This window comes from Solibacillus sp. FSL R7-0668 (assembly GCF_038006205.1).
In the GTDB taxonomy this organism is placed as follows: Bacteria; Bacillota; Bacilli; order Bacillales_A; family Planococcaceae; genus Solibacillus.
The window spans coordinates 3,454,637-3,477,765 of record NZ_JBBOUU010000001.1 but is presented as its reverse complement, the minus strand read 5'-3'; the positions used below and the strand labels follow the sequence as shown (position 1 = coordinate 3,477,765).

The 23,129-nt window shown below is 38.0% G+C and carries 22 protein-coding genes; 10 read left to right on the top strand and 12 right to left on the bottom strand.

Annotation, left to right across the window (positions count from 1 at the left end; translation table 11 throughout):
* Nucleotides 1–158: 158 nt before the first annotated feature.
* Nucleotides 159–1,703: an L-glutamate gamma-semialdehyde dehydrogenase gene (gene pruA / locus MKX47_RS17370; RefSeq protein ID WP_340776699.1), complete on the top strand. Its 1,545-nt coding sequence runs from the start codon at nt 159–161 to the stop codon at nt 1,701–1,703.
* An 89-nt stretch (nt 1,704–1,792) separates the two neighbouring features.
* On the opposite strand, the gene MKX47_RS17365 is transcribed toward pruA, so the two are convergent.
* The 5 genes from MKX47_RS17365 to MKX47_RS17345 form a co-directional block, all read right to left on the bottom strand.
* The gene (locus MKX47_RS17365; RefSeq protein WP_340776697.1) at nt 1,793–2,701 is read right to left on the bottom strand and encodes an ABC transporter ATP-binding protein; all 909 of its coding nucleotides are present in this window, start codon (nt 2,699–2,701) and stop codon (nt 1,793–1,795) included.
* A gap of 1 nt (nt 2,702) precedes the next feature.
* Complete coding sequence (locus MKX47_RS17360) at nt 2,703–3,749, bottom strand: ABC transporter ATP-binding protein (protein WP_340777868.1); 1,047 nt, start codon at nt 3,747–3,749, stop codon at nt 2,703–2,705.
* Between the two features lie 20 nt (nt 3,750–3,769).
* Nucleotides 3,770–4,702 (bottom strand): ABC transporter permease, encoded by a 933-nt coding sequence (locus tag MKX47_RS17355; protein ID WP_340776695.1) that lies wholly within the window; start codon nt 4,700–4,702, stop codon nt 3,770–3,772.
* Nucleotides 4,702–5,631: an ABC transporter permease gene (locus tag MKX47_RS17350; protein WP_340776692.1), complete on the bottom strand. Its 930-nt coding sequence runs from the start codon at nt 5,629–5,631 to the stop codon at nt 4,702–4,704. Before MKX47_RS17350 ends, MKX47_RS17355 begins: the two co-directional genes overlap by 1 nt.
* 140 nt (nt 5,632–5,771) lie before the next feature.
* Entirely contained in the window at nt 5,772–7,397 is a 1,626-nt protein-coding gene (locus MKX47_RS17345; protein WP_340776691.1) for a peptide ABC transporter substrate-binding protein, read from the bottom strand.
* 354 nt (nt 7,398–7,751) lie between these two features.
* Between MKX47_RS17345 and MKX47_RS17340 the strand changes: the two genes are divergently transcribed.
* The 5 genes from MKX47_RS17340 to cydS all read left to right on the top strand — a co-directional run bounded on the left by MKX47_RS17340 (nt 7,752) and on the right by cydS (nt 12,018).
* Nucleotides 7,752–8,309: a thioredoxin family protein gene (locus MKX47_RS17340; protein ID WP_340776689.1), complete on the top strand. Its 558-nt coding sequence runs from the start codon at nt 7,752–7,754 to the stop codon at nt 8,307–8,309.
* A 173-nt stretch (nt 8,310–8,482) separates the two neighbouring features.
* Complete coding sequence (locus MKX47_RS17335; protein WP_340776687.1) at nt 8,483–9,403, top strand: diacylglycerol kinase; 921 nt, start codon at nt 8,483–8,485, stop codon at nt 9,401–9,403.
* Nucleotides 9,404–9,539: 136 nt separating this feature from the next.
* The gene (locus MKX47_RS17330; RefSeq protein WP_340776685.1) at nt 9,540–10,874 is read left to right on the top strand and encodes a cytochrome ubiquinol oxidase subunit I; all 1,335 of its coding nucleotides are present in this window, start codon (nt 9,540–9,542) and stop codon (nt 10,872–10,874) included.
* A gap of 1 nt (nt 10,875) precedes the next feature.
* On the top strand, nt 10,876–11,901 hold the full coding sequence (locus MKX47_RS17325; protein ID WP_340776683.1) for a cytochrome d ubiquinol oxidase subunit II: 1,026 nt from the start codon (nt 10,876–10,878) through the stop codon (nt 11,899–11,901).
* A 12-nt stretch (nt 11,902–11,913) separates the two neighbouring features.
* Nucleotides 11,914–12,018 carry a cytochrome bd oxidase small subunit CydS gene (gene cydS / locus MKX47_RS21455; protein ID WP_445683595.1) on the top strand — a complete coding sequence of 35 codons (105 nt, stop codon included), beginning with the start codon at nt 11,914–11,916 and terminating at the stop codon, nt 12,016–12,018.
* A 50-nt stretch (nt 12,019–12,068) separates the two neighbouring features.
* On the opposite strand, the gene MKX47_RS17320 is transcribed toward cydS, so the two are convergent.
* Nucleotides 12,069–13,754, bottom strand: a complete 1,686-nt coding sequence (locus MKX47_RS17320; RefSeq protein ID WP_340776680.1) for a methyl-accepting chemotaxis protein — start codon at nt 13,752–13,754, stop codon at nt 12,069–12,071.
* Between the two features lie 188 nt (nt 13,755–13,942).
* On the opposite strand from MKX47_RS17320, the gene rlmD reads away from it, so the two are divergent.
* The gene (gene rlmD / locus MKX47_RS17315) at nt 13,943–15,310 is read left to right on the top strand and encodes a 23S rRNA (uracil(1939)-C(5))-methyltransferase RlmD (protein WP_340776678.1); all 1,368 of its coding nucleotides are present in this window, start codon (nt 13,943–13,945) and stop codon (nt 15,308–15,310) included.
* A 7-nt stretch (nt 15,311–15,317) separates the two neighbouring features.
* Here rlmD and MKX47_RS17310 read toward each other — a convergent pair whose 3' ends face one another.
* The 4 genes from MKX47_RS17310 to MKX47_RS17295 all read right to left on the bottom strand — a co-directional run bounded on the left by MKX47_RS17310 (nt 15,318) and on the right by MKX47_RS17295 (nt 18,718).
* Nucleotides 15,318–16,901, bottom strand: coding sequence for a recombinase family protein (locus MKX47_RS17310; protein WP_340776676.1), 1,584 nt, complete (start codon nt 16,899–16,901; stop codon nt 15,318–15,320).
* A complete protein-coding gene (locus tag MKX47_RS17305; protein ID WP_340776674.1) occupies nt 16,894–17,682 on the bottom strand; it encodes a recombinase family protein in 789 nt (262 codons plus the stop codon). The genes MKX47_RS17310 and MKX47_RS17305 overlap by 8 nt, the downstream gene beginning before the upstream one ends.
* 1 nt (nt 17,683) lies before the next feature.
* Nucleotides 17,684–17,833, bottom strand: a complete 150-nt coding sequence (locus tag MKX47_RS17300) for a hypothetical protein (RefSeq protein ID WP_340776672.1) — start codon at nt 17,831–17,833, stop codon at nt 17,684–17,686.
* Between the two features lie 474 nt (nt 17,834–18,307).
* Nucleotides 18,308–18,718, bottom strand: a complete 411-nt coding sequence (locus MKX47_RS17295; protein WP_340776670.1) for a hypothetical protein — start codon at nt 18,716–18,718, stop codon at nt 18,308–18,310.
* A gap of 251 nt (nt 18,719–18,969) precedes the next feature.
* On the opposite strand from MKX47_RS17295, the gene MKX47_RS17290 reads away from it, so the two are divergent.
* Nucleotides 18,970–19,848 (top strand): hypothetical protein, encoded by an 879-nt coding sequence (locus MKX47_RS17290; protein ID WP_340776668.1) that lies wholly within the window; start codon nt 18,970–18,972, stop codon nt 19,846–19,848.
* Between the two features lie 47 nt (nt 19,849–19,895).
* Here the strand turns inward: MKX47_RS17290 and MKX47_RS17285 are convergent, their stop codons facing one another.
* Nucleotides 19,896–20,876 carry a tyrosine-type recombinase/integrase gene (locus MKX47_RS17285; protein WP_340776666.1) on the bottom strand — a complete coding sequence of 327 codons (981 nt, stop codon included), beginning with the start codon at nt 20,874–20,876 and terminating at the stop codon, nt 19,896–19,898.
* A gap of 1,030 nt (nt 20,877–21,906) precedes the next feature.
* The gene (locus MKX47_RS17280) at nt 21,907–22,224 is read right to left on the bottom strand and encodes a helix-turn-helix domain-containing protein (protein WP_340776664.1); all 318 of its coding nucleotides are present in this window, start codon (nt 22,222–22,224) and stop codon (nt 21,907–21,909) included.
* A 182-nt stretch (nt 22,225–22,406) separates the two neighbouring features.
* Here MKX47_RS17280 and MKX47_RS17275 point away from each other — a divergent pair, with 182 nt between their 5' ends.
* Both MKX47_RS17275 and MKX47_RS17270 read left to right on the top strand, forming a co-directional pair.
* Nucleotides 22,407–22,661: a hypothetical protein gene (locus tag MKX47_RS17275; RefSeq protein WP_340776662.1), complete on the top strand. Its 255-nt coding sequence runs from the start codon at nt 22,407–22,409 to the stop codon at nt 22,659–22,661.
* Between the two features lie 56 nt (nt 22,662–22,717).
* Nucleotides 22,718–23,005 carry a hypothetical protein gene (locus MKX47_RS17270; protein ID WP_340776660.1) on the top strand — a complete coding sequence of 96 codons (288 nt, stop codon included), beginning with the start codon at nt 22,718–22,720 and terminating at the stop codon, nt 23,003–23,005.
* The last annotated feature ends 124 nt before the right edge of the window (nt 23,006–23,129 follow it).

The following is a 23,129-nucleotide window of genomic DNA, read 5'->3' as shown; positions in this document are numbered from 1 at the left end:
CGATGTAGCCCCCTTAGCATTATTTTATCATGAATAAGAGATTTTTTGTTTTTAAGAAAAAATTATTGCATTAAGCATTAGAATATTGCATAATTCGAGGTAAGGAAGATTATGTAATGCAAAATATTATTGCACTTTATATCGGAGGTAATGGATAAATGATTAACTATAAGCACGAACCATTCACAGATTTTTCGGTAGAAGCAAATAAGCAAGCATACTTAGAAGCATTAAAAAAAGTAGAGTCACAGCTCGGCGCGGAGTATCCACTCATTATTGGTGGCGAGCGTATTACAACAGAAGAAAAAATCACATCCTATAATCCAGCGAAGAAAACAGAAGTCATTGGTGTTGTTTCAAAAGCTTCACAAGAGCTAGCTGAAAAGGCGATGCAAGAAGCAGAGCAAGCCTTCCAAACATGGAAAAAGGTAAAGCCTGAAATTCGCGCGGATGTATTATTCAAAGCGGCAACAATTATTCGCCGTCGCAAGCATGAATTTTCGGCTTGGTTAACAAAAGAAGCAGGGAAGCCATGGAATGAGGCGGATGCAGATACAGCAGAAGCGATTGATTTCTTAGAATACTACGGTCGTCAAATGCTAGAAATGAAGGACGGGCGCAAAGTAGAAAGTCGTCCAAATGAATACAACCGCTATGACTATATTCCTTTAGGGATTGGGATTGTCATTTCGCCATGGAACTTCCCATTCGCGATTATGGCAGGTACTACAGTAGCAGCGGTCGTTACAGGAAATACCGTATTGCTAAAACCAGCTTCAACGACTCCAGTTGTGGCGTATAAATTTATGGAAGTGCTAGAAGAAGCCGGTTTACCAAAGGGCGTTGTTAACTATGTACCAGGCAGCGGTGCAGAAGTAGGGGACTATTTAGTAGATCACCCAAAAACACGCTTCATTTCATTCACAGGCTCTCGTGATGTTGGCTTACGCATTAACGAACGTGCATCTAAATTAAACAACGGCCAAATTTGGATTAAACGTGTCATCGCGGAGATGGGCGGTAAGGATACAATCGTTGTCGATAAAGAAGCGGATTTAGAATTAGCGGCACAATCGATTGTCAAATCAGCATTCGGCTTTTCTGGTCAGAAATGCTCGGCATGCTCACGCGTAGTCATCGTTAAAGACGTGTACGATCAAGTCGTGAACCGAGTAGAAGAACTGACAAAATCATTAACAATTGGGGACCCAGCAGATCCAAATAACTTCATGGCAACCGTTATTGACGCGGCTGCATTTAAAAAAATCACGGAATACATCGAAATCGGTAAAGCGGAGGGACGCTTAGTTGTCGGTGGTACAGCAGACGATTCAGTAGGCTACTTTGTGAACCCAACTGTATTTGCGGATGTCGATCCTGAAGCCCGTATTATGAAAGAGGAAATCTTCGGTCCAGTTGTTGCGATGGCAAAAGCGGAAAACTTTGAGCAAGCGATTGATATTGCGAACAACACGGAATACGGCTTAACAGGTGCGGTCATTACATCCAACCGTATGAACCAAGAATACGCGCGCGAAGAATTCCATGTAGGAAATCTATACTTCAACCGTGGCTGCACAGGCGCAATCGTTGGCTATCAACCATTTGGTGGCTTCAACATGTCAGGCACAGACTCAAAAGCAGGTGGCCCAGACTATTTAACACTCCACATGCAAGCAAAAACAACGTCAGAAGCATTTTAACTTATAAAACTACGATTTTGGAAATTGCCCTATAGATACAAAAAACTCCTTCACAATTGCCTCGTGAAGGAGTTTTACTTTTGTCTAAATTATTTTACCCATTCCTTCACTTGTGCTTCTGTACCGAAGACGAAGTGACCTGGACGCGCTTCAATTACTTGCGCTGCTGGATCGTGATCGACATGCTTGTATGGAATACGCACACGGCTGCGCTCATACTCAGGGTTTGGCTGAGGGACAGCAGATAATAACGATTTTGTGTACGGGTGGATTGGATTATTGTAAATCTCATCCGCCGAACCAAGCTCTAAAATCTTCCCGCGGTACATCACGGCAATACGATCTGAAATGTATTTAACCATCGATAAATCATGGGCGATGAATAAATATGTTAAGCCACGTTCTTTTTGTAGCTGCTTTAATAAGTTAACGACTTGCGCTTGGATCGAAACGTCAAGTGCTGAAATTGGCTCATCGGCAATGATAAAGCTTGGATTTAGGCTAAGTGCGCGTGCAATACCGATACGTTGACGTTGACCACCAGAGAATTCGTGGGCATAGCGGTTGGCGTGCTCGCGTGTTAAACCAACTGCTTCAAGCAATTCACCAACGCGTTCTTGACGTTCTTTTTTGTTTTTATAAAGCCCATGAATTTCAAAGCCTTCTGCGATTAATTCGCCAGCCGTCATACGCGGATTTAATGAAGCGTATGGGTCTTGGAATATCATTTGCATTTCACGGTTGAATTGTAATAATTCTTTGCGAGATTTTAGCTCTGAGATGTCGCGACCTTTAAAGTTAATTTGGCCCTCTGTAATGTCATAAAGGCGGATAATTGAGCGGCCTGTTGTGGATTTACCACAGCCAGACTCCCCAACTAAACCTAATGTTTCGCCTTCATAAACATCAAATGAAATCCCGTCAATTGCTTTAATCGGGGCTTTCGCAGATCCAAAATATTGTTTTAAGCCTTTTACTTCTAAAATTTTGTTTGCCATCTTATTTGCCCTCCAAGTTGTAGCCTTGAATACGGCGTGCTACCGCATCAGGAAGTGGAGTTGGTGGTGCATCTGGATGCAGTAACCATGTTTTTGCAAAATGTGTATCCGATACTTTAAACATTGGTGGCTCCATTTCAAAGTCGATTTTCATTGCAAATTCGTTACGAGCTGCAAATGCATCGCCTTTTGGTGGGTCAATTAAGTTTGGCGGTGAGCCAGGAATCGCCATTAATTGCTCATCCGTTGAATTGTTTAAGTCTGGCATCGAGCCAAGTAAGCCCCAAGTATATGGATGCTGTGGATTGTAGAAAATATCCTCTACTGTACCGTACTCCACAATTTGGCCTGCGTACATAACGGCTACGCGGTCTGCTACGTTTGCCACAACACCTAAATCATGCGTGATGAAAATAATCGACGTATTTGATTTCTTTTGAAGCTCTTTCATTAGCTCTAAAATTTGCGCTTGGATTGTTACGTCCAGTGCCGTTGTCGGCTCATCGGCGATTAATAGCTTTGGATCGGCTGCAAGGGCAATGGCGATTACCACACGCTGACGCATACCACCAGATAATTCATGTGGGTATGCTTTGTAGCGGCGCTCTGGGAAAGGAATCCCTACTTGATCAAGTAGCTCAATGGCGCGTTTTTTTGCTTCATCTTTTGAAGTGACTTTTTTATGCTTTAAAATCACTTCCGTAATTTGCTTACCGATGCGCATTGTTGGGTTAAGCGCCGTCATTGGGTCTTGGAAAATCATGGCGATATCATTCCCACGTACTTGCATCATTTCTTTTTCTGTTAGAGGAATGATATCGCGACCGTTGAATTTAATCTCACCACCGGCATAAATACCAGGTGGTTGAGGGATTAATTTCATTAAGGCGTTACTCGTTACGGATTTACCAGAGCCTGATTCACCAACGATTGCGAGTGTTTCCCCTTCAAATAATTCAAAGCTAACGCCACGTACGGCTTGTACAACACCAGCGTACGTTTTGAAATTGATGCGTAAGTCATTTACTTCTAATACTTTTTTCTTCATATTCATAGTGTACGCTCTCCTTATTTACGTAATTTCGGATCAAGTGCGTCACGTAAGCCGTCTCCAACTGCGTTAAATGCGAAAATTGTAATCGAGATTAAGAAAGCAGGGAACAATAATCGCCATGGAGCAGATTGAAGTGCTTTGAAACCTTCAGAGGCCATCGTACCCCAGCTGGCAAGAGGTGCTTGAACCCCTAAACCTAAATAGCTTAAGAAACTTTCTGTGAAGATTGCACTTGGAATTGTCATAGTCATTGTTACTAAAATGGCACCCATAGCATTTGGGATTAAGTGACGCTTAATAATATGCCATTGATTTGCACCTAAAGTACGCGCAGCAAGCACATACTCTTGGTTTTTGATTTTTAATACTTCACTTCGAACGATACGTGCCATATTTACCCAGCCGGTAATCGAAAGGGCAATAATCATTGGCACTAAACCAGGCTCCATAATTACAAGTAAAATAATTACGACTAATAAGTATGGAATCGCTGTTAAGACGTCGGCAATACGCATCATAATATTATCTACGCGCCCGCCTGCAAGACCTGCGATACTACCCCACAAAACACCAATGATTAGGTCAATCACGGCAGCAGTAATACCGATGAATAAAGAAATTCGAGCACCTTCCCAGGCACGTACATAAATATCACGTGCAAGGTCATCTGTACCAAACCAGTTCGTTGCAGATGGCGCGGAGTTGTATAAGCCTACATTTTGTTCATACGTAAACGATGATAACATCGGTGCGAAAATCGCAAAGCCTGCAATAATCGCTAATAAGAACAAGCCTACTACGGCTAATTTGTTATGAGAGAAGCGATAAAATACTTCCTTCCAATAAGACACTTGTTTTTTCGATAATGCGTCCGTATTTTCAGAACGGCCAACCACTTCGAACATATCAGGTGATACTTTTGGAATTTGCTGTTCGTTTTGAGCCATTATTTTTTCGCTCCTTTCAATTTAATTCGAGGGTCAATGACGCTGTATAAAATATCTACAACTAAAACCGCTAATAATAAAATTAATGAATAGAATACAGTCGTACCCATAATAACTGTGTAGTCACGGTTCGTAATCGATGTTACGAAGTGGCGACCAAGACCTGGTACGGCAAAGATTTGTTCGACGATGAAACTACCTGTAATAACCCCAGCAAATAATGGGCCGAGATACGTCACAACGGGTAGTAAAGCATTACGTAAAGAGTGCTTGAAGACGATTGTCCATTTACCAAGACCTTTGGCGCGTGCTAATTTTACGTATTCTGAGTTATTTTGCTCTAACATACTCGAACGCGTTAGCTTGGCGATGAAACCAGCATGTGTTAATGCGATGGCAAAGGCAGGCAAGATTGTATAGCTAAAGCCCTTCCAACCACTTACCGGGAACCAACCTGCTTTGAAAGCTAAGTAGTATTGTAGTAAACCAGCTAAAATGAACGACGGCACCGAAATCCCTAAGATTGCTACAATTGTTGATAGGTAATCTGGGAGTTTATTGTGGTAGAGCGCGGAAATTACTCCTAGTAAAACCCCAATCCCAATGGCTAATATCATTGCCTGTATACCTAAAGCAAGTGAAACTGGGAAACTCTCGGCGATAATATCGTTTGTTGAGCGCCCCTTATACTTCATGGATTCACCAAAATCAAAGGTAATTGTATTGACCAAGTAGTCTTTATATTGGATATACCACGGGTTATCGAGCCCATATTTTGCGTTTAATTGTTCTTCGATGGCAGGTGGTAATTCGCGCTCACTGGCAAACGGGCTACCAGGTGCTAGCTGCATTAAGAAGAACGTCGCTGTAATAATTAAGTACATTGCAAGTACGATATAAAGTAATCGTTTAAAAATGAATTTAAGCAATGTCCTAACCTCCTTTTTATATTATTTTGAAAATTCTTATATAGTAGTAAAGGAGGTGTCTCATTTATTGAGACACCTCCTCCTATGAAAAATACGCTTGTATTAGAAATACAAATTGCATTTACAAAGAAAAACTAAATTTATTTAACGTCAACGAATTTTAAGTTGATGTTACCTAATGCATCCGGTGCCATGTTTTCTACATCATCCGATTTGATGAATAAGTTTGTTTGGTAGTAAACCGGTGCTACTGGCATGTCATCCATGATGATTTCTTCAGCTTGTAATAATAGTTCAGTACGTTTTGCAGCGTCTGTTTCAGTAGTAGAAGCTTCTAAAATTTTCGTGTACTCTTCGTTAGACCATCCAGTTTGGTTATTACCATTTGTTGGTAAGTTGTACATTTCTAAGAATGAGTAAGCATCGTTGTAGTCAGCTGCCCAACCAAGACGACCAACTTGGAAGTCACCAGCTTGGATCTTGTCTAAATAAACTTGCCATTCAGCATTGTCAAGCTTAACTGAAATACCTAAGTTAGATGTCCAGCCTTGTTGGATGAATTGAGCGATTGCAGAGTGAGCTTCAGAAGTGTTATATGAAACTTTTACTTCTAAATCAGCAGCACTTGCTAAGCCTAATTCTTTTAAGCCAGCATCTAAATATTTTTTCGCTTCTTCGATGTCAGCATCTTTGAAGTAACCTTCGTCATCGCCAAAGCCTTCTACTGAGTTTGGAACAATACCTAATGCAGGTTGTTGTTCACCTTTAACGATATTTGAAATTAATGCTTCACGATCGATTGATAATGCTAACGCTTTACGGATGTTTTCGTTTTGCATTACAGGATCTTTTGTATTGAATTTGTACCAATAAATACCTGAAAGGTCTGATACTTGTAATTTATCTTCTGATTTTAAACGCTCGATTGCATCAAGTGCGATTGTACCGTATGGCGCACCTAAGAAATCAATTTCGCCAGCGTCAAACATTGTCATTTGAGTTGTTTCAGACTCAACCATTGCTACGTTTACTGTTTCAAGGGCTACATTTTCAGCATCCCAGTAAGTTTCGCTTTTTTCTAATACGATGTCACCAGAGTGGTTCCATGTAGCAAGTGTGAATGCACCGTTCCCTACATATGAATCTGCTTCAGTGTACCATTTTGGATTTGCTTCCGCTGTTGCTTTATGAATAGGGAAGAATGTTTTGAATGCTGTTAACTCTAAGAAATATGGAGTTGGCGCATTTAATGTTACTTCTAATGTTTTTTCATCGATTGCTTTAACGCCTACTTCTTCAGCAGTACCTTTAGCGTTGTTGTATGCTTCAGCGCCTTTAATTGGGTAAAGGATTGTAGAATACTCCGATGCGTTTTCTGGATTTAAAGCCCATTTCCAAGCGTATTCAAAATCTTGAGCAGTTACTTTTTCACCGTTTGACCATTGCGCGTCACGTAAAGTGAATGTGTATGTTAATAAATCTTCAGAAACAACATAGTCATCAGCAGCCGCTAATACAGGCTCGCCGTCTTTCATTGTTGTTAAGCCTTCAAATGTGTTTTCTAAAATAGCACCAGAAGTTGTATCTGTAGCTAATTGTGGGTGTAGTGATGGTGGCTCAGATGTGATTAATAGGTCTAGTACCTTTTCTGCATCATCAGTTGACGACGATGTTGCTGATTTTTCTTCTTCTCCGCCACATGCTGCTAAAATAGCTGATAATGAAAGTGCTGTTGCAGTAAGTGCGACTTTTTTATTTTTTTTCATTCTAAAATCCTCCTAGAAAATGATGTAAACACAATTTTCTGATAATATTTTGATGCGTTACTACAATATATCAGAAAAGTTTTATGAAGAACAGTTAATAGGCTTGATTTATTATTATTATTGATAAGTTAAATAATTATTAAAATTCTTAATTGTTTGTAATTAATAAATAATTTATACAAGAATAATAAAAAGTTAAAAATTTTGTCGAAATATAGCTGAAATTCTATTTAAAACTCTATGTACTGAAAATTCAGAATTATATATTTCGTTAACATTTTAGACATATTTAACTTTCTTTTTTTCTAAAAAAAGTGCAAAATTAGGAGGTAGAACTATAAAGGTGGTTATTTTATGAAAACGGAACAGCAGTATTTTGAAGAGAGTAAGACAATACAGGATTATATGAAGGGAATGTCGCAATTAAAGGAGCAAAGTGAGGCTATTTATGAACGCTTTACCTTACCTCAGGAGGACGCATTTATCGAGCAATTACAACAGGCAAATGTGCATATTCTAGCGATTACAGAGGATTGGTGTGGCGATGCGATGATTAATAACCCGATCATCCGTAAAATTGCAGAGGCTGCTCAGGTTGAAGTGCGTACAGCGCTACGTGATGCAGACACAGACTTAATCGATCGCTATTTAACAAACGGTGGTCGTGCCATTCCAATCTACTTAATTTTAAATGAAGCAGGTGAAGTGATGACTACTTGGGGCCCACGCGCACCACAATTACAGCAACTTGTTATGGACTATCGTGCAACCTTGCCCGAAAAAGAGGATCCAGCCTTTGATGAGGCACAAAAGGCAATTTATGATAAAATGCGCACGCAATATGTAGAAGATGAAAAGCTATGGCTTTATGTATACGAATCCTTCAAACAAAAAGTAACGCAAATTCTATAAATTTAAGTCGAAACATCCTATTTTTTACATTAAGTTCTTACTATATAATATAGTAGGAACTTTTTTGGTTTTGAGACGTGTATAGGTAAAGAAGATTTAATTGCTTTTCAAAATCAATCAACAGTATACTTTGAACAGAATGACAAATATTATGGATCAGGATGAGAAAACTTATGAAAAGAGCGAGAATAATCTATAATCCAACTTCTGGTCGCGAAGCATTTAAAAAGCATTTACCAGAAGTATTAGAAAAACTTGAAATTGCAGGTTACGAAACGTCTTGCCATGCTACAACTGGTGCTGGAGATGCAACAAAAGCAGCGATTGAAGCGGTCAAGCGTGAATTTGATGTCGTTATTGCTGTCGGTGGAGATGGCACACTAAATGAAGTGGTAGCGGGTGTGAGTCAATGTGAAAATCGCCCAAAGCTTGGCTTAATTCCGATGGGCACAACGAATGATTTTGCTCGTGCCGTGCATATTCCGCGCAATATTGAGGAAGCAGTAGAAATCATCATAGGTGGTCAAACCATTCCGGTAGATGTAGGGCTGTTAAATGACGAACGTTATTTTATTAACATCGCTGCAGGAGGACGTATTACAGAATTGACGTATGAGGTGCCAAGTAAGATGAAAACCATACTTGGACAAATGGCCTATTATTTAAAAGCGATTGAGATGATTCCTTCCATTAAATCCACTCATATGAAGATTAAAATGGACGGGGAAGAATTTGATGGCAACGCGATGATGTTTTTATGTGGTTTAACAAACTCAGTGGGAGGGTTTGAAAAAATTGCACCCGATGCATCGATTAATGATGGGCTATTTACGGTCATGATTTTAAAGGAATGTAATATTGCGGATTTCGTACGTATTGCCTCTTTAGCATTGCGCGGGGAGCATCTATCAGATGAGCGTGTCATTTATCGTAAAGCGAGTCGTGTTGAGGTTACTTCAGAAGAAGATGTACACTTAAACTTAGATGGCGAATATGGTGGCGATGTTCCAGCGACATTCCAAAACTTAAAACGCCATATTGAAGTATTTGTACCGTTAAATGAAATTGGTGAAATTAATGTTTTAGAAGAATAGTTATAAAAATGAGCCTACAGGGAAGATTATACCTTGTAGGTTTTTTTGTTTGATTGAGAATGTGGTTGGACGTTCAAAAGAATAGTTGTTGGGTATAGTAACGGTAATGACATGTTTGGTGAGGAGGTATTTTTTTATGAATGAGTCTGCGGTATATTGGAGTCGTATTTTAACGGAGGTCACCCTTTCTTTCCATATTGTTTATGCAACGCTTGGCGTAGGCGTACCGATTATGATTATGATTGCCCAATGGGTCGGCATTAAAAATAAGGATGAGCACTATATTTTAATGGCACGGCGTTGGGCAAGGGGCTTTGTGATAACGGTAGCTGTTGGCGTTGTAACAGGAACGGTTATTGGCTTGCAGCTATCGTTACTTTGGCCGAATTTTATGCAGGTAGCAGGAAAGGTAATTGCGTTACCTCTCTTTATGGAAACATTTGCGTTTTTCTTTGAAGCCATCTTTTTAGGGATCTATTTATACACATGGGATCGTTTCGAAAATCAGAAAAAGCATTTATTATTACTGATTCCAGTGGCGATAGGGGCTTCCATGTCTGCGGTGTTTATTACGATCGTGAATTCGTTTATGAATGCGCCACAAGGTTTTGATATGGTAGATGGTCAGCTAGTAAATATTCAACCACTTGTGGCGATGTTCAATCCGGCAGTGCCAACAAAGGTAGCGCATGTGCTCGTGACAGCGTATATGACGTGTGCGTTTTTATTAGCGTCGATTGCTGCTTATAAATTAATGCGCGGTTCCAATCATATTTACCATAAAAAAGCACTGTATTTAATGATGAAATTAGGCTTCATTTTTTCTGTAGCAACCGCCATGATTGGTGATTATTCTGGTAAGTATTTAGCCGAGTATCAGCCAGAAAAGCTTGCAGCGGCAGAATGGCATTTTGAAACGAGCGAAAATGCACCGTTAGTTTTATTTGGCATACTAGATGATGGTGAAATTAAGTATGCACTAGAAATTCCATACGCGCTTAGTTTTTTAGCACATAATAGTTTTACAAAAGAGGTTATTGGATTGGACCAATTTCCAGTTGAAGAACATCCACCTTATAGTATTCATTATCACTTTAATATCATGGTGTTTATAGGGATGTTTATGCTGTTTGTTGCGGCTGTCTATTTAGTAGGCATTTGGCGTAAATGGTCATTTATCGCTTCAAAATGGTTTCGCTTTATCGTTGTTTTAGGAGGACCATTATCTATTATTGCGATAGAAGCAGGCTGGTGGCTAGCGGAGGTTGGAAGGCAGCCCTGGATATTACGTGGGTATATGACAACAGCTGAAGGGGCAACGACAAGCGGGCAAGTGGATTTTATGCTCATCTTGTTTTCGATTTTGTATTTCATATTAGGGGTTGGCAGTATTGTGACGTTGCACCGCATGTTTAAAAATAATCCAATCACCAAAGAAATAGCAGCGCGTTCTTCGAAAGGAGAGGTGTAAGATGTCATTAGAATTGATTGGAATTTGTGTGTTATGGGCATTTTTATTTGGCTATGTCATTATTGCATCCATCGATTTTGGGGCAGGCTTTTATAATGCGTATAGCGTGCTGACGAATCGCTCGGATATTTTGAGCGGTGTCATTAAGCGCTATTTGTCGCCCGTGTGGGAAGTAACGAATGTATTTTTAGTGTTTTTCTTTGTTGGGATTGTCGGCTTCTTCCCGCAAACTGCCTATTATTATGGAACGGTGCTATTAGTGCCCGTTAGTGTTTCGCTTATTTTACTATCGATTCGTGGTGCGTATTATGCATTTGAATCTTATGGCATGGCGGGGCATAAAGGCTATGCAACGGCTTATGGGATTGCTGGGCTACTTATTCCTGCGTCGCTGTCAGTCGTGTTAACGATTTCAGAGGGTGGCTATGTGGAGTTGGTTGGAGATGTGCCACAGCTGGATTATAACGCATTATTTACAAGCCCATTGACGTGGAGCATCGTTGTTCTAAGCATTGTAGCTGTTCTTTACATTTCAGCAGTATTTTTGACATGGTATGCGCATAAAGCAGGAGATAAAAATGCAGCTAACCTCATGCGTAAATATGCCCTGATTTGGTCGGCACCACTTGCGATTGCGGCTGTGGGCATCCTCATTGAATTTAAAGGGCATAATCCATTTCGATTTGAACGAATCGTGGATGTATGGTGGTTGTTTGCAATCTCGGCTGTGCTATTTTTAGTGACGACGTATTTATTGTGGATGAAGCGCAATTACGGATTAGCGATTATTTTGTTATTTACCCAATTTGCCTGTGCTTTTTTTGCGTATGGTATTTCGCATTATCCGTATTTACTGTATCCGTACCTAACAATTCATGATAGCGTGACAAATTACCAAATGGGGATTGCGCTTATCATTGCCTTTATTTTAGGAGCAGCGTTACTCATTCCATCGCTCTACTTGCTGTTTAAGCTATTTGTATTTGATAAAGAATATGTAAAAGGGGCGCATGATGAGCATGCATAGGGGGAATATAAAATGAATGAATTTATCATATTTGTTGCACCGTTTTTAGTGGTCATTGCCTCATTACTTGCCGCGTTTTATGTAGCGCCTAAGGATAAAAGAAGCGAGCGTGAATAAAATTAAGCCTTCTTTCAGTGGTGAAAACTACTGAAGGAAGGCTTGTTTTTTTATAAGTTAAATTTATGGAGGCTATTTTGTAATTCGTTTGCTTGAGCGGCAAGGCGAGCGGATAATGCGTCAACTTGTTGAATGACGGTAGCTTGCTCATCTGTTGCCTCGGCGATTTGCTCGACGTTACTTGCTGTTTGCTCTGTCCCATGCGAAATTTCCATAACGGTCGCGGCAGCTTCCTCGGCGCTGGCAGAAATCTCTTCGGACGTTGCAGATATTTGCTCCACCTGCTGTGACATTTCTTTAATATACGTCGAAATTTCATGGAAAGCCTGACCTGCGCGGTTAATCACCGTAACACTTTGGTCTGCACAAAGTAAGCTGCTTTCGACTGCATCGTTCACGTTTTGTGAGTTAGCTTGAATGGTGCTTGTAAGGCCCACAATTTGTGCCGCGGATTGTTTTGATTGTTCGGCTAGTAAACGTACTTCGTCAGCTACAACAGCAAAGCCTTTGCCATGCTCACCGGCACGCGCTGCTTCAATCGAGGCATTTAGTGCTAGTAAATTCGTTTGATCGGCAATACCGGTAATGGCATTTGTGATGGCACTTATTTGCTCGGATTGCTCGATTAGAATATGGGTTAATGTTGCAATATGCTGTGTTGATTTGTGCATAGTAGCCATCTGATTTTGCGCATCCTCAACAATCGTTACTCCTGTTGTTGCAGCTTCAGTTAAGGTCATGGCACCGTTATGCAGCTCCTGTGTCGCGCGCGCAATTTCATTAATGCCTTGGGATGTTTCATCTACTGCATCCGCACCTTCACTTGCGCCAATTGCCATTGTTTCAGATGTTTTGGCAGTGTGCGTGATCAGCTGTTGAATTTGAACCGTTTCATTTGAAATAACTTGGCTATTATGTGTTAGCTGCTCTGAGGATTTTGCGAGTTCATCAGAGTTGTGCTGGATTTTTGATAGTAGTTCCTCAAAGTTTTGCTGCAAAGTAATAAAAGCACGCGAAAGCTTCCCCATTTCATCATTTGATTGGAGGGGCTTATGGTCGATTTTGATATTTCCGTTGGCCATTTGCTCTAAATCCTTTGACATGATTTGAAGTGGCTTTGTGATACCGCGTCTTGTGTAAATCATCGAACTTGTTGCGATAATAATTGTAAGGAAAATAAAGACAACCGAGACGATGGTTGAACGATTAATTTCCGTTTTCGTATTGTTTACCATTGTATCGAGCTGAGTATTTTCAAGTGCCACAATTTTTTCCGTTAATTCATGGGCAAAGGAGCTTGTGTAATTGTAGTCACCATTAACGATGGAAAGTGCTGTTGCTACGTCACGGTTTTGAATGGCCGCGGTCATTTTTGAAATTTGCTCGTTAATGAGTGCGAGCTGATCCTGTAAATTCAAAATGAGCGTATTGGCATCCTTTAAGGTGTTTTGTTTTTCTACCTCAGCAATGAGCTCATTCAGATTACTCGAATGCGCCGTAATGGCATCTAGATTTTTTTGAGATGGATCGACTGTATATGCGCGGGTAGAAATATTTTGCGATAATAGATTTTGCTGGATATCATCAATACGCTGAATTTGCGCCATTTGCACATCTACTGCGTCGGATACATCGTTGCCAATGCGGAAAAATTGAACAGCTGCAAAAATAACGGTAACGAGCATGAGCATTTCAATTGTAAGAAAACCTAAATTTAATTTCTTTCGAACAGACATAGTTTAAGCCTCCTTTTGATCATTTTTTCTTAATTTTGTAATAATAAATTATAGTAGTATTAGGAAAAGAATACCATAGAAAATAAAATACACAGAATTATTCGAATCAAAAGGCGACATTTCAGGAAGTACATTTTTAAAGCGACATGGTACAATGAAGAGATTGAAATGAGAGGAAGATTCTACAAATGACAGCACCAATTAAAAAGAATGAGCGTACAACAGTTTATATAGAAGATTTCACACATGATGGCAATGGCGTTGCGAAAATCGATGGCTATCCATTATTTATTCAAGGGGCACTGCCTGGTGAAACAGTGGAAGTGCATGTATTGAAAACGTTAAAAAACTACGGCTTTGCGAAAATCGTAGAAATTTTAACGAAATCACCCGACCGTGTAGATGCACCATGCGACTATTTCGAACAATGCGGTGGTTGCCAATTACAGCATCTTTCCTATGAGGGACAACTCAAATGGAAGCAATCAATGGTCGAAAATGCCATGAAGCGCTTAGGCAAAATCGATGCGCCTGTTCATCCAGTAAAGGGAATGGACGAGCCATGGCATTACCGCAATAAATCTCAAATCCCATTTGCACAATCCGAAACAGGCGAGATTGTAGCAGGCTTTTACAAAACAAAATCGCATAACATTGTCAACATGGAGCGCTGCTTAATTCAAACAGGTGAAGCCGACACGATGATGGCCGATTTAAAGCATGAGCTTATGGTATTAGGCGTTCGTCCATATGACGAAGCCTCTCACCAAGGAATGCTGCGCCATGTTGTTGTGCGTAAAGGTCGTGCAACAGGCGAAGTGATGGTCGTACTTGTCACGAAAGCAAAAAAATTCCCACAAAAAGAGGAAGTCATCGCAAAAATCCGAGCACTTGTACCAAATGTGACGTCCATTGTCCAAAACGTAAACAGCGACAAAACGAATGTTATTTTCGGTAACGATACGTTCACACTATGGGGCAAAGATACGATTGAAGACACAATCGGCAACGTACGCTTCGAAATTTCGGCACGTTCGTTCTATCAAGTAAACCCGCTTCAAACCGAAGTGCTCTACAAGCAAGCACTGGACTATGCACAGCTTGAAGGCAATGAATGTGTCATTGATGCCTACTGCGGTATCGGCTCCATCTCGCTATTTTTAGCACAAAAAGCCGGTCATGTCATGGGTGTTGAAATTGTCGAGCAAGCAATTGAAGACGCCAAACGCAATGCCGAGCTAAACGGCTTCACAAACACCTATTTCGAAGCCGGTCCAGCCGAGGAAGTCATCCCACGCTGGTACGCTGAGGGCAAAGTTGCAGACGTCTTAGTAGTAGACCCACCACGTAAAGGCTGTGATGAGGCGTTATTAAATACGATCATCGAGCAAAAGCCGAAACGTGTTGTTTATGTATCATGTAACCCTGCCACTTTAGCCCGTGATTTGCGTATTTTAGAGGACGGCGGGTATAAAACACAGGAAGTTCAGCCAGTGGATATGTTCCCACATACGACGCATTGTGAATGCTGTGCGTGGCTTGAACTAGCTGACTAATCCTTATTTAAGCGTGTTTTTCAACGTACGCTTTATTTGGATGCGTCTTTGGTATAGTTAATTTAATATTGTCAGAAACATAAAAAGCAGACGGTTTAGAAGTGCGATAATGCACCTCTAATTGGCCGTCTGCTTTTACTTTGATAACCTTTACAAATCGTGCTAGAATTTCTGGTGTTAATTCTGTTAACGGTTGTTCAGGATTTAGTTTTTGCCGAATATATTGCTTTAGTTCATCAACATTGATGGTTGTTTCATTTTCTTCTTCAACCTCTAACAAATTAATCTTTTCGACCAATTCGTCAATTTGGGGATTTAATGTCAATGCAAGGTTGTTGAATGAATCTTGATCAATTTTATCATCTAGGAACAGTTCTAAAGCCTTTTGTTTTTTCTTTCGTAGACTAGTTAATTTTAAGTTGAAGTTTTCTAAATCGTTATTTACTTTAGTCTGTGAATTTTCGATTTGTTTGTCTAAAAGCTTCTCAATAGAATTTTGAGATACTTTTGAAAAATAAAGTGAATTTAAATCATCTAAAATTGCTTGGATTAATTTTGTTTCGATGGGACGGAAATTTTCTGAACAGGCTTTTTTCCCATATTTATTTTGATATCCACAAACATAACGATCACGTTTAAAGTGCATACCTGCACCACAATTAGCACAAATGAGTAGTCCTGTAAATAGGTGTATAGTTTGTTGGGAACGAATACGTTTTCTAGCTTTAATAAGCTGCTGTACTAATTCGAAATCTTCCTTAGAGATAATTGCCTCATGTGTGTTTTCTCGAACAATCCAATCCTCTTCATCGTTAACAATTCGCTTTGTTGTTGTAGGAGAAATTGTTGAAGTTTTCTTTGCAACAAGTTTACCAGTGTAAATTTCACGTTCTAGAATTTGTCGAACAGAAGAGCCGTGCCAAACTTCGCCGGCATTTTGATGACCTTTTCGTTTTGCTGGGGTAGGAACATCCTCTTTATATAAGGCACGTGCTATTCCATCGAAGCTCTTACCTGCAATATAATCTGCAAAAATTTGTTTCACAACTTCTGCACTACCATCGCTAGAAACATATAATCGTCCATCCTTTAAATCGTAGCCAAATGGCGCTTCATCAAAGCGACCTAATTTTACACGTGTATCATACGCTGCTTTAATTCGTCTACTAGTTCTTACAGATTCATTTTCAGACAGCCACACATATAACCCCAAGTTCATAGAATTATCTTCTAGTGTATTAACAGATCCATCGAGTGCTACTAAATCAATTTGATTGTGAATTAGGACATCATAAAACTCGTATGAAAATGCACTATTTCTCGATACTCGAGAGAACTCTTTGGTCACAACTACATCAAATTTTTTGTTTTTGGCATCTGTCATCAATTTTTGAATACCTTCACGATTTGACTTTGCTCCGGATTCGATATCAATATAAATTTCTACAAGTTCCCAACCCATTTCATCTGCGAAATTTTTAATCATTGCGATTTGAGCAGAAATGGATGTTTGCTGACTTTCGTATTTCGTCGATACACGAACATAAGCTACAACCCGTAACTTCTTTTTTCCTTTTTTTCGCTTAAACATGTCGGCCATCCTCCATAATTGGAAGATTACTTGAATGTTCGAACATATCATTTAAAAATTGAATTTTTTGAGCATCAAAAGATAGCAACTCAATTTCATTAGTATTCAATAAGTTGATAAATTGTTTAGTTGTTGCTGCATTACGTGAAACGCGTGATAGCCCTTGTACAAGTACCACATCAAATTTTTTATCATGGGCATCAGACATTAGTTTTTGGAGACCTTCTCGATTTAATTCGGAACCTGAACCTTCATCGATGTAGATACTATCAATTTCTAATTTAAGAACATCAGCAAGTTTATTCAACTGGTTAATTTGATTTGAAATCAAATGTTCACTTGAATCCTTGGGTGTACGGACATAGATAGCACAACGCTTTGAATTTAGGTGTATATAATCCATTACGCTCGTATTACTAGTATCGTTAATAAAACCTGCTAGTGTCGGGTAATTATCAGTATTTAACTCTGATAAAGTAATTAACTTAATTTGATTAGTATTTAAAACGTCAGTTACTAATTGAGTTAAATGACCTAATCGCGAGATGCGAGTTAAATCTTGTACGATAACGCCTTCAAATTTTTTCTTCTTGGCATCTGTCATCAATTGTTGAATGCCTTCACGCTCTAAAGTTGAACCACCTGCGATATCGGAATAAATTTTATAAAGCTCTATGCCGTTTTTCTTCATGAAGTTTTCAAAGAGCGTAACTTGATTCGTGATAGACACATTTTCATTGTCTGTTGCTGTATTGATTCGAATATAGATTGCATATTTCATTTTATGCATCCTCCTTCACAAAAGAAGATGCAGTAGAAATCACCTTATCTTCAGAATAATACTGAGCGATAAATGTGTCAAATAACACTTCAAGAGTGACACGAATAGCAGTTACGGGTGCGACATTATCAAATTTACGATCAATTTTCATAGAATGTTTTCCTCCTGTAAAGTTTAGTGGTAAAAAATACTTTTAGCTAAAAGTGAAAACATTCTACTCAATGATTTAATAGATTTTAATAGCAAAAATCAACTTTTTATAAAAAAAATTAATTTTTTTTGGATGAACAAACATCTGAGGCTAGATGAGGTTTGGTGTGGTTGAAAAAAGGTGGTAAGTTTCGCCGCCAAACTATCTAGGTATTTAAGGTGTAAACTTACCAGTTGAAAAAGTGCTGGAACCCAAGTGGCTCTAACGTTTGTTGTTGATGGTAAAATAAGGTGGTAAGTTTCGCCGCCAAACTATCTAGGTATTTTAGAAGCAAACTTACCAGTTGAAAAAGTGCTGGAACCCAAGTGGTTCTAACGTTTGTTGTTGATGGTAAAATAAGGTGGTAAGTTTCACCGCCAAACCATCTAGGTATTTTCATGGCAAATTTACCACTCTTCAATTTGGGGGATTGCATCAAAAATGTTCTTCGTAATATTGCTTTATAAATGCTTCTTCTAAACGAATGTCGTAATTTAAATCCATTTCAACTTCGAAGGCCCAGGCTTTTGATCGAGGTAGATAATCAATTTTTTTGAATACATACGGATATAGATTGGGTAAACTTTCAGTCTTTAAATAACTTAAAATTTCTTCTATTGGCAGATCAGCAGGTAACGAAATGGTGTAAGTTTTGTAATGCATACCTGATACTGCATTATAGCCTTCTCGAATTTCTTCCTTGAATATACCTTTGCCTTCAGCTTTTCTCCGCCAGGCTCCGATGATTTCTCGTAGTCGTTTTTGTTCGCTAATCAGTTTCTTTTCAGATAGAGCTAATTCGGCCTTTAACTCTTCGATTTGTTTTAATGCTTGGTCCAAATTCATTTTGACCTTCACCTCCATTCTCAAAACAGTATAACTTCGATTTTCTATATTCCTAGTTAAATCCATAATGATTGAAAATTAAAATTACCTCTTATAATAGAAAAATCTGTGAGTATAATAGTTTGAAATTGTTCAGAAATGTAGTTATCGATTTCAAACTCTCATTTCCTAAAAAACAGGTTTTCTTTTAAAGTTATCGTAGTAAGCAAATTAAAATTCGATAAAAAAATGTTAACAGGAAAGGTGATAGAATGGCGGATAAAACAAATGGCTTTAATGCAGGAGAAGAATTTTATGAAAAAGGTAAGTTAGTAATCGAGGAAAGCGGGTTGTTGAATAAAGAATTATTTGCGCGTACTTTTGCATTCGATCAAACGGATGCAATTAAAGAGTGGGGGAGCGAATACAAGCAAGATTCGACTGTACTAGAGCAACCTATAGCAAGTATGTATGAATGGATTGTAAGTATGATTCTGCAATCAGTTTCTTTGGAAGAATACGCTGTTAAAGAAGTATCTAATCAACTTCAAAATAAAGGGGATTTAATTATAAACTTACAGCAAAAGCTTCAAACTACTAAGGATTCACTGAAAGCGATTGTATTGTTAGTTCAAGAACATTCGAATACAGTTGTTGAATTAGAAAACCAATTAGCAAAAAATCAAATCATACTAAATAACAATCAGGCACTTATTGAAGAGTATAAAGAAAAAAATGATACTTTGAATGGTTTAGTTGTGAAATATAAAGAATATGCTGACGAAAACGAACGAATTAAATTAGAATTTACTCGGAAGTCGAAATTGTATGAGGAACAATTTAATAATGAAAAGAGTGTGTTACTACAACAAGTAAAAACTATAGAAGAACAAATCACTTCAATTACAAGTGAATTGACTTCTACACAGGTTGAACTAAGGCAAACAAAACTGAACCATCAGCAAGAAATGGAGTTTGTAGTAGAGCAAAAGAAACTAGAGAAAGCACAAGCGCTAGTTGAGGGAAAAGCCAATCATAATGAAGAAGTACGTAAATTATATGATGAAATTGAAAGTTTGCGTAAATCACAACAGACAATGAATGAACAGTTACAAAATGAAATTATGCAACTACGTGAAAATAAAAAGTAGAATTAAAATAAGTCGGAACCTAAGTAAAAGGTTCCGGCTTATTTTAGTTAGTCTGCTAAATATATATCAGTTACATCTGCTCGATGGTGACCAATCAACCTCGATACTTTTCTTTTCGCATCTTCTGGCTCATGTCCTTCCTCTAAAAAGTATTCGAACTGTTCTTTTGCATAATTATGTCTGAAACTATGCATAGTTATTTCAACACCCTCAGCTCGGTCATTAAATGGATCACGTACTTTATCGCGGTTATTACGTACGAAATCCTGTATTTGTTGAATCACTTGATGTGTTTTCAAATGCACTGGAACGAATAGTTTATGACCACGTTCAATGCCGCTCATAGCCGATTTCAAGATAGTTGATGCAGTACTATTGATTGGAACATTACGGATTAACCCGCCTTTTCCTTTCACAGTTAATAGACCTGTTCTTAAAGCTTTCTTAGCATTAGCGCGGTCGACTTTTACCGCTTCGTGAACACGTAGTCCAAGCTCTCGTGCTAATTGAATAATGTACGATAATTTAGGATTCTTCGAATTTGCAGCAAGTGCTACTAATGCTTGATATTCATACTCTGTTGCGCGGCGATTAACACCACCGAACTTTCTTCGCTCTAAATCAAATTCAGGGTACTTTTCTTTCAATTTTTGATTGTCACTAATTCGATATCGAGTGTTTGGAATTTGGTCATGAAAATAGCGAATCGCTGCTAAATCATTTTTAATAGTTGAAGCGGATTTTCCTTCATCTTGTCTTTCGATGACGTAAGCGACGATATGTTTATCATGAATATTTGCTAATGTTTTTAAACTGAAATAATCTGCTAAAAATAAGCAGAAAAGGTGAACGTGATGATAGTATTGCTGCATCGACTTATGAACACTAATGCCTTTACTATGACGAGCCAGTTTATTTAGCTGTGTCATTAAATTAATGTATGCCCCTTTGTTGTGCAAATCGTCATCTTTATTTGCATAATCCCGAATTTCATCATCGGTTTTAATCCATCCACGTTTATGTTGCATAAAATCATTCCTTTCAAAAAAATAAAAAAAGACAGACTTCGCCTGCTGCTAAAAAGTCTGATCTTTATAGAATTTATATAAAGTTCATTACACCAGTTAAAGAAAATAAAGGCTTTTCCTAAATATTTTCTTTCTGTCTATATGGTGTAAAAGAAAGACTTTAGTATTTCGGTGAGTTTTCGTTGCACACTACAAGTACACGACTTGTTGTCATTTTAGACAGGTGCGGCTCACTTATATCTGTATTCCACAGATTTCATCCCTCAACTAGATGAAAAGTGAGAATGTTGTCCTAAGACAAATTCCAATGGCAAAAGTTATAAAAACCTACGATGACGTAGTCGCATACGCACTTGACGATAGATCAGACCGTCCAACTGATTTAGCTTCTTACATTTTTAGATGTGTTATCATCATTTTTTCTCCTAGCTAAAGGGGAGAAGGTATTTCTAACTAATGCAGAGCAACAGCTAGCGCATTAGACCAACGTAAAGTTTGGCAACGGCACGATTTACAATTGGATTTTCATTATATATAAATCGCCAATTAATTGGCAGAACAAGTAGTGACGAGCTATTTTGTTCTGTAATGCTGAATTATTATATAGAAACCATCAAAATGGGAATATTAGTTTACGAATAATGAATTATTAATTGAAGCGAATGGATTGAATTTGTTGGTGAAATCGCATGATAGATGCCTTGATTTCATTTCGAAGAAGGATTTTTAGAAGAGTGTTTAGAAAAACATCTCGCAATTGTTGGATAAAAAAACAATAAAAAATAAGTGAATTTACTAACATAAACAATATAACAGCATGTCCATGGAATTTTAAGGGGCATAATGAACTTTTTTGAAATAAATAATTAAAGCCAGCCTTCATTATATTGGCTGGCTCTATTTATTACACCTGAAGAAGTATTTTTAAATGAAATAAATTTTGATTTCTTATTAAAAGGGGAGTAAGACTGCTACAAAATAAAATAATTATTATGTCTAGGACCAAACTTCCTAAAGATGAATATTAAAATTAGCGTTGTTTTAATAAAATATATAAAGCTTTTTGTTGAACAACTGAAAGTTTTTCAATTTCTTTTGTTAATTCCAATAATATGTCGATTTCTTCTAAATCGTTTGCTTCTGCTTCAATATTAATACTATGCTCCAATTCCCTGAAAAACTGACTTAGTGATAAATCGAACTGATTACAAATTTTTCTCAACATCGTATAAGTTATGTCTTGTGTGCCATTCTCGATTTTCGATAATGACGAGAAAGAAATATCCAATTTCTCAGCTAAATCAATTAGTTTCCAGTCGTTTTCTTGTCGTATTTTTCGGATTAGCATGCCTATCCCCTTGTTATCCAAGACGAACTCACCTCACTATTTATAAAGCTAGTTATAAATAGAAATATAAATAGCCGTTATAAATAGACTATCGTTTTCTTATTTTACAAGCAATATTTTTAATGATAATATTGAATTGTAGTTAAAAGAAAATTTTCGTTTAAAGAAAAAGAGGTGGTGTTGTGGTAGATAACACATCAGTTATACTTGCTATTCTTATAGCTGAACGATTAGATGCACAATATGAAACAGATGAATGTAAAGCTATTTTTAAATCAATTGAAGAGTTACTTCAAAATCAAACGAATGATAATGAGCAAAGTATTGAATCAGTCAGAGCAATCCAAAATTATATACATCAATTAAATGAAATGACGTATTTAAACGCATTCAAAGATGCTTATCAATTATTTTCACAGCTAGGAAGAACTAATTAACACGGATAAACAGTATTTAGTTAAAAATACGATTCGGAAAAGGAGTTTGATTTGAAATGGAAAATAAGCTATATGGTGGAGAAGTCACATTACAAGTATTTACTACAGTTGAAGCTAATGATGACTTAGTTCAAGAACGTAATGAGGCTCATAAGAATTTAGACTTTGATTTATTCGCAGAACTTCGAAAGTTAGTGGAGGAAAAAGGCTATCATGTTTCGATTGTTGCAGCGGATTTACACTATGTTGAAGATGCTGATAAATCGGATGTTGATTTTATAAGCAATGAAAAAATTGAATCGAAAAATCGTAGTAAGAAACGTTCTTTTCGTATTCAACTATAAATGTTTGCTTTTAGATAGAGCCGGAATTTTTAGCTCTATCTTTTTATATGAATAATTTAGGTCTTTATAATCATTTGAAGCTAATAATGATTTTTTTTAGTTTTGCCCTTAAAAAATGAAAAAT

Coding starts and splice junctions, on each gene's coding strand:
- pruA (WP_340776699.1), top strand. CDS start 159: ATGATTAACTATAAGCACGAACCATTCACAGATTTTTCGGTAGAAGCA.
- MKX47_RS17365 (WP_340776697.1), bottom strand. CDS start 2,701: ATGGCAAACAAAATTTTAGAAGTAAAAGGCTTAAAACAATATTTTGGA.
- MKX47_RS17360 (WP_340777868.1), bottom strand. CDS start 3,749: ATGAAGAAAAAAGTATTAGAAGTAAATGACTTACGCATCAATTTCAAA.
- MKX47_RS17355 (WP_340776695.1), bottom strand. CDS start 4,702: ATGGCTCAAAACGAACAGCAAATTCCAAAAGTATCACCTGATATGTTC.
- MKX47_RS17345 (WP_340776691.1), bottom strand. CDS start 7,397: ATGAAAAAAAATAAAAAAGTCGCACTTACTGCAACAGCACTTTCATTA.
- MKX47_RS17340 (WP_340776689.1), top strand. CDS start 7,752: ATGAAAACGGAACAGCAGTATTTTGAAGAGAGTAAGACAATACAGGAT.
- MKX47_RS17335 (WP_340776687.1), top strand. CDS start 8,483: ATGAAAAGAGCGAGAATAATCTATAATCCAACTTCTGGTCGCGAAGCA.
- MKX47_RS17330 (WP_340776685.1), top strand. CDS start 9,540: ATGAATGAGTCTGCGGTATATTGGAGTCGTATTTTAACGGAGGTCACC.
- MKX47_RS17325 (WP_340776683.1), top strand. CDS start 10,876: ATGTCATTAGAATTGATTGGAATTTGTGTGTTATGGGCATTTTTATTT.
- cydS (WP_445683595.1), top strand. CDS start 11,914: ATGAATGAATTTATCATATTTGTTGCACCGTTTTTAGTGGTCATTGCC.
- MKX47_RS17320 (WP_340776680.1), bottom strand. CDS start 13,754: ATGTCTGTTCGAAAGAAATTAAATTTAGGTTTTCTTACAATTGAAATG.
- rlmD (WP_340776678.1), top strand. CDS start 13,943: ATGACAGCACCAATTAAAAAGAATGAGCGTACAACAGTTTATATAGAA.
- MKX47_RS17310 (WP_340776676.1), bottom strand. CDS start 16,901: ATGTTTAAGCGAAAAAAAGGAAAAAAGAAGTTACGGGTTGTAGCTTAT.
- MKX47_RS17305 (WP_340776674.1), bottom strand. CDS start 17,682: ATGAAATATGCAATCTATATTCGAATCAATACAGCAACAGACAATGAA.
- MKX47_RS17300 (WP_340776672.1), bottom strand. CDS start 17,833: ATGAAAATTGATCGTAAATTTGATAATGTCGCACCCGTAACTGCTATT.
- MKX47_RS17295 (WP_340776670.1), bottom strand. CDS start 18,718: ATGAATTTGGACCAAGCATTAAAACAAATCGAAGAGTTAAAGGCCGAA.
- MKX47_RS17290 (WP_340776668.1), top strand. CDS start 18,970: ATGGCGGATAAAACAAATGGCTTTAATGCAGGAGAAGAATTTTATGAA.
- MKX47_RS17285 (WP_340776666.1), bottom strand. CDS start 20,876: ATGCAACATAAACGTGGATGGATTAAAACCGATGATGAAATTCGGGAT.
- MKX47_RS17280 (WP_340776664.1), bottom strand. CDS start 22,224: ATGCTAATCCGAAAAATACGACAAGAAAACGACTGGAAACTAATTGAT.
- MKX47_RS17270 (WP_340776660.1), top strand. CDS start 22,718: ATGGAAAATAAGCTATATGGTGGAGAAGTCACATTACAAGTATTTACT.